Genomic DNA, 8840 nt, shown 5'->3' with positions numbered 1-8840 from the left:
CGAGGCGGTGCAGAGGTTGAACTTGCCGACGTTGACGGTGTTCAGGGCGGCGTCGAAGGCGGCGCGGCCGGTGTGCAGGACGTCGTCGGGGCCGACCGGGTAGTTCTCCAGGCGGAACTCGCTGACGTACTTGGAGGAGTCGACGACGTTCTTGACCAGGTGGTAGGCCTCGTGGCGGCTGTCGGCGGCGAAGAAGACGTAGCCGTCGGGGCCTTCGACGTCGGTGCGGCGGCCGAAGACGGAGACGAGTCCGGCCTTGTTTCCGTTGCCGATGTAGTACTTGGAGCCGCTGGCCCGGAAGCCGCCCTGGCCGTCGGGCTCCAGGAGCATGTCAGTGGAGTAGATGTCGGCGCCGTGGGTCTTCTCCGACAGGCCGAAGGCGAACACCTCTCCCTGGGAGAGGAGTTCCGCCGCACGCGTACGGGCTGCCGCGTTCTCGCTCTGCCAGACCGGGCCGAGGCCCAGGATGGTGACCTGCCAGGCGTACCAGTAGTCGAGGCCGTAGAAGCCGAAGATCTCGTTGAGGGCGGCGATCCGGGCGGTGTCCCAGCGTGCGTCCGGGTTGCCGTCAGCGGCGGAGGCCGGGGTGAGGAAGGTCGCGAACAGCCCTTCCTTGGCGGAGAACTCCAGGAAGTCCGCCAGCCAGGCGCGGTCGCGGTAGTCCTGGATCAGCCGCCGCTTGCCGCGGGCCTCGAACCAGTCGACGGTGGCGCGCAGCAGCCTGCGGGTCTCGGGGTCGAACTGCTGGGGGTCGTAGGTGCGCGGGTTGAAAAGCAGCGGGTCGGCCATGGGTGTTCGCCTTTCCGGCTCGGGAGGATTTTCAGGGGTGGGAGCGAGGTGAGGTGGGGGGCGCCGGTTCAGTCCCCGGGAGGACCGAGCCGGTGGAGGGTGTCGAGCACGTCGTCGAGCCAGGCCAGCGTCATGCGTTCGTACGCGATGCCGCCGCGCAGCACGACGTGCTGGAGTTCCTGCCCGGCGTCGGGCACGGCGGGCGCCTCGGGTCCGGTGAAGTCACGCCGCTCCCCCGCGAGATAGCGCGCGAGGCGGTCGGTGTGGGCCTGGCGGTGCCGCTCGACCTCGCGGATCAGGGCGGCCGGGTCGTCGAAGGCGGCGCCGCGGATCTTCACGGCGAGTTCGTGGCGCACGCTCTCGGGTTCGATCGGCTCGTGCAGCCACTGGGAGAGCGCCGTTCGTCCGGGTGCGGTGACGGAGTACTCCTTCTTGTCCGGCCGTGCCTGCTGCGGCACTTCGCGGACGTCGATCCACCCGTCGCTTTCCATGCGCTTGAGGACGCGATAGATCTGCTGGTGGGTGGCGGTCCAGAAGTAGCCGATGGACCGCTCGAACCGCCGGGCCAGCTCGTAGCCGGAGCCCGGTTTTTCCAGCAGCGAGACGAGGATCGCGTGCTCTAGCGCCATGCCCCGATCCTGCTATGCAACTCGTTGCATAAACAAGCGGGGCCGCCCTGGTGAGACACGGCTCACCCGCGCATTTGTACGAACCAGCCGGCGGGCGTCAGCGGGTGTTGACCAGCACGACGTAGAGGGCGGTGCCGATGCCGACGCTCAGGATCGTGCGCCGTCCGCAGGCGAGGTGCACGCCCGCGGTGACGGCGACCGCCATGAGCGCGTAGGCCGTGGTGCCGGGGTCCTCGGCGATGGTGCCGTACAGGGCGGTCGCCGCGAGGATCGCCAGGATGCCGACCGGCATCCACACCGCGAGCCGCCGCACGGCCGCCGAGCCGCGCAGCCGGCCGAGCACGGCGAAGGGCAGCGCGCGCAGGGCCAGCGTGATCGTGAAGACGATCGCGAGGACGGCCAGGAGGTAACCGGTGCTAGGCATCGGCGGCCTCCCCGGCGGTGCGGCGGACGGTCAGCGCGTGGCGGGCCAGGAGCAGGGCGACGAACAGCAGCAGCGCGGTGAACATGGCCAGACCCGGCGTCACGACGAGCGCGACGGTGACGCTCGCCCCGGCCAGCAGGAGCGAGGGCATCTCGGCGCGGGTGCGGAAGGCGTCCAGGGTGAGCACGGTGAACAGGGCGCACAGCGCGAACTCCAGCCCCTTGACCGGCGCGGGAAGCGCGGCACCCAGAGCCACTCCGACGAGACCGCCGCCGACCCAGTAGATCTCGCAGGCGATCTGCATGGCCAGGAGTCTGGGCGCCGAGCGTTCGCGCTCGGGCAGCGAGGCGTTCACGGCATACGCCTCGTCGATCATCGCGTAGACGGCGTACGCCTTGGCGAAAGGGTTCCTGACCAGATGCAGCGGGAACGAGAACGCGTAGAACACGTGTCGGAAGTTCACCACGAAGACCGTCAGCGCGACCGCTGCCAGCGGCGTGACGGCGGCCGTCATGCCGACCAGGAGCAGTTCGAGCGAGCCCGCGAACGCGGACAGGGAAAGCGCCGGGGCGAGCCACCACGGCAGTCCGGCCTGCACGACGAGCAGGCCGAGCGCGATGCCGAGCGGGAAGATGCCGAGCCCGGCGGAGAAGGAGTCGCGCACTCCGGCCGCGATCTGCCGTCTGCGGTCCGGCGGGACCGCAGGCGGCTCTGTCCGGGGCGGGGGAATGAGGTCGTGTCGCACCCCTTCATGGTCCCGGAGAAAGCCCGCCATGTGGTTGCGAATATTGCGCGGTCGAAGCGCTCTACGGCAATCTTCTATGCATGGATGCGACAGACAGAGCAATTATCGCCGAGCTGGAGCGGGACGGGCGGCTGACCAACGTCGAGCTCGCGCAGCGCGTCGGACTCACCACGGGACCCTGCCTGCGGCGCGTGCAGCGCCTGGAGGCGGACGGGATCATCCGCGGCTACCGGGCCGTCGTCGATGCCGCCAGGCTCGGCCGCTCCTTCGAGGTGCTGCTCGACCTCACCCTCGAAGCCCAGGACTCCGAGACCGTCGAACGCTTCGAGCGGACCCTGGCCGAGGCCGCGGAGGTCGTCGAGCTGCGCCGCCTGTTCGGCAACCCCGACTACTTCGTCCGCGTCGCCGTCGCCGACCTGGCCGCCTACGAGACGTTCCTCAGCGGGCGGGTCATGACCATCCCGCGGGTCAAGAACGTCACGTCGCACTTCACCATGAAGAACGTCAAGCCGGCCCCGTAGGGCCGGCCGCGACGTCCGGCAGGTCGGATAACCGGCAGGTCAGGGCAGTTCGTTCACCGCCTGCTGGACGAGTGCCGCGATCCGCGCCGCGCCGTCGGCGGTCAGTTCCTTCAGGGCGTACGAGGCCGGCCACATGGCGCCGTCGTCGAGCGCCGCCTTGTCGCTGAAGCCGAACGTCGCATACCGCGCGTTGAACTTCTGCTCGCTCTGGAAGAAGCACACGACCTTGCCGTCCCTGGCGTACGCGGGCATCCCGTACCAGAGCTTCGGCGCGAGCTCCGGCACGTTCTCCTTGATCACGGCGTGGATCCGCTCGGCCATGACCCGGTCCGATTCCTGCATCTCTGCGATCTTCTCGACCACGGCGGCCTCTTCCTCCGCCGCCTTGGCTGCGCGCGATCCGCGGCGTGCGGTCGCCTTCAGCTCCTGGGCGCGCGCCTTCATCGCGCCGCGCTCCTCGTCCGTGAATCCGTCGTACTTCACCGCGGTCATGGCAGGTCTCCTCGTGTACGTGTACGTGTACGTGTACGTGCAGGTGTCGTGTGCGTGGGGCAGTGGGAAGCGGTGGTGCCCGGGAGGAGCCGCGCGGCTCCCCCCTCCGGAGGGTCACCCCCAGGCGCCGGCGATCTGCCGGGTCGAGGCGTTGAGCCGGTTGAAGAGGTTGGTGACGCCGACCATGAGGACGAGCGCGGCCAGCTGCTTCTCGTCGAAGTGGGTGGCGGCGGCGTCCCACACCTCGTCGTTCACCGCGTCGGGACGGTCGGCGAGCCGGGTCGCGGCCTCGGCCAGGGCGAGCGCCGCCCGCTCCGCTTCGGTGAAGTAGGGGGCCTCGCGCCAGGCGGCGACCGTCGCGAGCCGCTCGTCGTTCACGCCCGCCTTGCGGGCCGACTTGGCGCCGCCGTCGACGCAGGCGCTGCATCCGTTGATCTGGCTGACCCGCAGGTGCACCAGCTCCAGGGTCTGCGCGTCCACCCCGCCGGAGTGCACGGCCTTGAAGAGGGACTGGATGGCGGGCATCGCGTCCGACAGGACGACGGCGGGGTTCTGCATACGGGACTGCATCTTGGTCTGCTCCTCGTTCCGCTTCGGTCCCCGTTCCCCCGGGGCGTGACTCCATATCAGCCCGATCCGCCCGCCACGACCACGGCGATGGGACACCGTGGGACAGCTGAAACACCCTTGAGCTGCGACGACTTGGCCCGGTAGGTTTCTGCCGACACGGGACACGGGGGTATCTGGTGGACGATCCGCACCGCACGGCCACGACGGATCCGCAGAGCGATCTCGCAGCCAGGCTGCGGCTGCTCCAGGAGCTGTCCGGGCTCGGCGTACGGGCCCTGGCGCGGGACACCGGCCTCAGCTCCTCGTCCCTCTCGCGCTACCTCAGCGGCCAGACCCCGCCGCCGTGGCCCGCGGTGATCGCGCTCTGCCGCCTCGTCAAGCGCGACCCCCGCCCGCTGCGCCCCCTGTGGGAGCGCGCCTCCAACCCGCTGCCCGCGCCCCCCAAGTCCAGCCGCCAGGGCCGGCCGAGGCCCCGCAACGACCTGCCGCGCGACGTGGCCGACTTCACCGGCCGCGAGGCCCAGCTCGCCGCCGTCATGGCCGCGGTGGACAGCCACCGGGTGGTCGCCGTCGACGGCATGGCCGGGGTCGGCAAGACCTGCCTGGCGATGCACGCCGCCCACCGGCTCGCCGCCGACTACCCCGACGCCCAGCTCTATGTGGACCTGCACGGATTCACCGAGGGCCGCGAACCGCTCGACCCCGATTCCGCGCTGCGGATGCTGCTGGGCGCGCTGGACGTCCCCTCCGAGAAGGTCCCGCGCGAGGGCGTCGAGGAACTGGCCGCCTGCTGGCGCTCCGAGCTCGCCGACCGGCGGGTCGTCGTGGTGATCGACAATGCCGCCGACGCGGAACAGGTGCGCCCGCTGCTGCCCGGCGCCGGCCCGTCCGTCGCCCTGATCACCAGCCGCAACCGGCTCCTGGGCCTGGACGAAGTGCCCCCGGTCTCCCTGGACGTGCTGAGCCCGCAGGAGAGCGCGGAGCTCCTGGCCCGCGCCAGCGGCGATCCCGGCGGCGCCGAAGGCCGGCTGGCCCGCGAGCCGGAGTCCGCCGCCGAGGTGCTGCGGCTGTGCGGCCATCTGCCGCTGGCCCTGCGCCTTGCCGCGGCCCGGCTGCGGCACCGGCCCGGCTGGACGGTGGGCATCCTCGTCGAGCGGATGGCCGAGGGCGTCAGCGAGTTCGACACCGCGTTCGCCATGTCCGTACGCCAGTTGGACCGCGCGCAGGCCCGCCTGTTCCGGCTGCTCGGCCTGCTGCCGGGCGGATCCTTCGACGCGTACCTGGCGGCGTCGCTGGCCGACGTGCCGCTGCAGGGCGCTCGCGCGATCCTCGAGGACCTGGTCGACGCGCACCTCGTACAGGAGTCGACAGCGGGCCGCTACCGCCTGCACGACCTGGTGCACCAGCACGCACGCCGCTCCTGCGCGGAGCAGGACTCACCGGCCGAGCGCGAGCGCGCCCTGGGCCGCTTCCTCGACTACTACGTGCACGCGGCGGCCGCCGCCGACGCCGCGATGCCGTTCCTGTCGCCCGGCCGGCCGCCCTCCGCGGGCCGCCCGCCGACCGCGCTGCCGCGGTTCGCGGACAAGCACGCGGCGTTCTCCTGGCTCGTCGCGGAGTACGAGAACGTGGTGGCCGCCTTCGAGACGGCGGCGGCCGTCGGGGCCGACACGCACGTGTGCGAGCTGCCGCGCTTCCTGCGGGCCTACTTCGCGCGGCGCTGCGGCACCACGCACCTCAACGTCCTCTTCGAACGGTCCCTGGCCGCCGCAGAGCGCCTCGGCGATCCGCTGCGCGTGGCCGACGCGCACAGCGATCTCGGCTTCGCGCGCTACAACGCGGGCCGCATGGCGGAGGCCGCCGCCTCCTACGAGGCGGCGCGGACCCGGTTGGCCCGGGCGGGCGACACGGAGTCGGAGGCCGAGCTGACCCTGCGCCGCGGCTACCTGAAGTGGGACGAGGGTCACGTCGAGGAGCCGCTGGAACTCTTCGCGCTGGCGGGGAAGCTGTACGAGCAGGCCGATTGCCGCACGGGAGCGGCGTACGCGGCCGCGTCGGAAGCCTGGGCGATGCTCCAGCTGGGGCAGCGCGAGGAGGCGGCGCAGCGGGCCCGTGAGGTCCTTGCCGTCCCCCGCACCGACCCGGCGTGGCCGCCCGCCCTGACGGCCCTGATCACCCTCGGCGTCGCCATCGCCCACCAGGAGCCCGACGAGGCGGCGGGCCACCTGCGGCAGGCGCTGGCGCTGGCCCGCGAGGACGGGCACCTGCACAACGAGGCGTGGTGCCTGAACTGCCTGGGCGTCGCGCTGCGGCGCATGGGCCGCCACCAGGAGGCGCTGGAGAGCCACCGGAAAGCGTTCACACTCCTCGATGAATTGTTCGAGGAGCACTGGAAGGTCCGCTTCCTCAACGGCTACGCCGAAACCTGCCGCCTGGCGGGCCTGCCCGATGAGGCCCTGCGCCTGCACCGGCAGGCCCTGGAACTGGCCCCGCGCCTTGGGCACCGACACGAGGAAGCGCTGGCCCGCGAAGGGATCGCGGCCCTGCTCGACGAGACGGATCCGGCCGCCGCCGCGGAACATCGCACGGCGGGTCGGGCGGCCCTGCGGCCATAGCCGGGGCCCGCTTCCCGAGGGGCACAAACCGCACCCGGCATGCGGGGGGCTACCCCGATGGGGTGTCCCGATCCGGGTACGTCAAACGTGTTCCGGACCAAGAAATTTCGCCGACAAATGCGCTGGTTGCAAGACGCGTGTGACGTGAGGGATGGTTGCTTGACGGCAATGTTCCTCCGAGTCGATGAGGTGAGGGATTCGCCCAGCGAGTCCTCCATATTTGGTTTCTTCCCAAGCGCAGATCCCGGCGCAGACAGACACCGGCGCAGAGCAACGCGCCGCGCTGCGCCATGCCCCTTATCCCGTCCTCGTCGCTGACGGCGAAGGCACCATCGTGCTGCGCAGCGACGCAGCCGACGGGCTCCTGCCGGCGGCCCTTCCCGGCACGGTCTTCACCGACGTGGTCCCCGCCTGGCTCTCCGCCGCGCACGACGCGCTCAAAGGGCCCGCCCGGGACGCGGACACACCGGTCTCGGGTGCGATCAGCGGGCGCAGCTTCGAGGCGCACTCCAGCGTGCACAGCGACGGCTCCGTGGTGTGGTGGCTGATCGACGACACCGACCACCGGCTGGTGCGCGAAGCCCTGCGGATGGAGCGCGAGCGGACCGAGTTCCTGGCCAAGACGTCCAACCTGCTGCTCTCCTCGCTCAACCTGGAGCGCTGCATGGACGTGACGGCGCAGCTGGCCGCGGAGTACCTCGCCGACGCGGCCTTCGTCGTCGCGCCCACGCGCGGGAAGCAGCTGCCGGTGGTGTCCTGCCTGCGCGGCGCCGACCCCGTCCGCTCCCGGGAATCGGCGGACCCGGACGACGTGCCCGGTCTCGGCGAGGCGCTGCGCGGCTTCCCCCCGGTGCCCTCGCGGTGGATCGATCCCTCCGTCGCGCCGGACTGGATGGTGCCCGAGGGCTTTGGTTCGGTCGGCTCGATAGTGATCACCCCGCTGCCCGGGCACGGCGTCGCCGCCGGCGCCCTCGTCCTGCTGCGCCGCTCCGGCACCGCGGCGTTCACCGACGGCGAGGAAGTCTTCGCCCGGCTGTTCGCCACCCGCGCCGGCGCCGCCATGTCGGCAGCACGCCTGTACGCGGAGCAGACCTCGATCACCGAGGTCCTGATGCGCGAGCTGCTTCCCCCCTCGCTGCACCAGATCTCCGGGGTGGACTTCTCCGGCGGCTACCGCCCCTCGGAGGACCATGAGCGCATCGGCGGCGACTTCTACGACGTGCACCCCGCCGCCGTAGAGGGCGAGGCGTCGCTCGTGGCGCTCGGGGATGTCTGCGGCAAGGGCCTGGAAGCCGCCGTACTGACCGGCAAGATCCGCAACACCCTGCACGCCCTGCTGCCCATGGCGGACGACCACCAGCAGATGATCAGTCTGCTCAACACCGCCCTGGTCAACTCCCACCACACCCGGTTCGCCACGCTGGTCCTGGCGTCCGCCGTACGGGAGGGCAGCGGCGTGAACCTGCGGCTGACCAGTGCCGGTCATCCGCCGCCGCTGATCGTCCGCACGAACGGCGAGGTGGAGGAAGCGCCGACGCGCGGCACGCTGGTGGGGGCGATCCCCGAAGCCAGGGCCCGCACCGCCGCGGTCAGTCTCGCGCCTGGTGAATCCTGCGTGCTCTATACGGACGGGATCACCGAAGCCAAGGGCGGACCGCTGGGCGGCACCGAGTTCGGCGAGGAGCGCCTCCAGCGAGTCCTCGCGGAGTGCGCGGGCATGCCCTCCGAGGGCATCGTGGAGCGCGTCCAGATGCTCGCCTCCCAGTGGGTCGGCAAGGGAAGGCACGACGACATGGCCGTCGTGGTCATCTCCGCGCCCCGTACGCAGCATCTGAGTGCGGTGAACGGCCATACTCGGGGCAGGTACACCTCATGACGATCGAAACGCCGCACCGGCCCACCGCCGGCGAAGCAGTCGAGGAACTGACGGCCGAGCTGTGGAAAGCCGTGTCGGTGGCCGACGAAATCGCGGCCACCGACCTGGTGCTGCGCGCCCTGGACGACGGCACGGCTCCTGATAGAGTGCTCATCGACGTGATGTGAGTGTTGCAGTTC

The 8840-nt window shown here is 71.3% G+C and carries 9 protein-coding genes and 1 pseudogene; 4 read left to right on the top strand and 6 right to left on the bottom strand.

The features are described from left to right. The 4 genes and pseudogenes from ACQKIP_RS31790 to ACQKIP_RS31775 form a co-directional block, all read right to left on the bottom strand. Nucleotides 1–789: pseudogene (locus ACQKIP_RS31790) on the bottom strand (acyl-CoA dehydrogenase); the annotation flags it as partial. A gap of 68 nt (nt 790–857) precedes the next feature. Then, nucleotides 858–1418 carry a PadR family transcriptional regulator gene (locus tag ACQKIP_RS31785; RefSeq protein ID WP_365854397.1) on the bottom strand — a complete coding sequence of 187 codons (561 nt, stop codon included), beginning with the start codon at nt 1416–1418 and terminating at the stop codon, nt 858–860. A gap of 97 nt (nt 1419–1515) precedes the next feature. After that, the gene (locus tag ACQKIP_RS31780; RefSeq protein WP_365854399.1) at nt 1516–1842 is read right to left on the bottom strand and encodes a branched-chain amino acid transporter permease; all 327 of its coding nucleotides are present in this window, start codon (nt 1840–1842) and stop codon (nt 1516–1518) included. Beyond that, on the bottom strand, nt 1835–2587 hold the full coding sequence (locus ACQKIP_RS31775) for an AzlC family ABC transporter permease (protein WP_365854401.1): 753 nt from the start codon (nt 2585–2587) through the stop codon (nt 1835–1837). The genes ACQKIP_RS31780 and ACQKIP_RS31775 overlap by 8 nt, the downstream gene beginning before the upstream one ends. Before the next feature lie 80 nt (nt 2588–2667). On the opposite strand from ACQKIP_RS31775, the gene ACQKIP_RS31770 reads away from it, so the two are divergent. Next, nucleotides 2668–3108: an Lrp/AsnC family transcriptional regulator gene (locus ACQKIP_RS31770; protein WP_365854403.1), complete on the top strand. Its 441-nt coding sequence runs from the start codon at nt 2668–2670 to the stop codon at nt 3106–3108. Between the two features lie 39 nt (nt 3109–3147). On the opposite strand, the gene ACQKIP_RS31765 is transcribed toward ACQKIP_RS31770, so the two are convergent. Beyond that, nucleotides 3148–3600 carry an iron chaperone gene (locus tag ACQKIP_RS31765; protein ID WP_365854405.1) on the bottom strand — a complete coding sequence of 151 codons (453 nt, stop codon included), beginning with the start codon at nt 3598–3600 and terminating at the stop codon, nt 3148–3150. A gap of 114 nt (nt 3601–3714) precedes the next feature. Further along, nucleotides 3715–4170 carry a carboxymuconolactone decarboxylase family protein gene (locus ACQKIP_RS31760; protein WP_365854407.1) on the bottom strand — a complete coding sequence of 152 codons (456 nt, stop codon included), beginning with the start codon at nt 4168–4170 and terminating at the stop codon, nt 3715–3717. 176 nt (nt 4171–4346) lie between these two features. Here ACQKIP_RS31760 and ACQKIP_RS31755 point away from each other — a divergent pair, with 176 nt between their 5' ends. From ACQKIP_RS31755 to ACQKIP_RS31745, 3 genes are all read left to right on the top strand, one after another. After that, nucleotides 4347–6785 carry an ATP-binding protein gene (locus tag ACQKIP_RS31755; RefSeq protein WP_365854409.1) on the top strand — a complete coding sequence of 813 codons (2439 nt, stop codon included), beginning with the start codon at nt 4347–4349 and terminating at the stop codon, nt 6783–6785. Nucleotides 6786–7119: 334 nt separating this feature from the next. Then, nucleotides 7120–8661 (top strand): PP2C family protein-serine/threonine phosphatase, encoded by a 1542-nt coding sequence (locus ACQKIP_RS31750; protein ID WP_427744855.1) that lies wholly within the window; start codon nt 7120–7122, stop codon nt 8659–8661. Continuing rightward, complete coding sequence (locus ACQKIP_RS31745; RefSeq protein ID WP_427744851.1) at nt 8658–8828, top strand: hypothetical protein; 171 nt, start codon at nt 8658–8660, stop codon at nt 8826–8828. Before ACQKIP_RS31750 ends, ACQKIP_RS31745 begins: the two co-directional genes overlap by 4 nt. Nucleotides 8829–8840: the final 12 nt, after the last annotated feature.

It is taken from the genome of Streptomyces sp. NPDC059900, from assembly GCF_050270335.1.
GTDB lineage: Bacteria > Actinomycetota > Actinomycetes > Streptomycetales > Streptomycetaceae > Streptomyces.
This window is presented reverse-complemented; position numbering and strand designations above follow the sequence as displayed.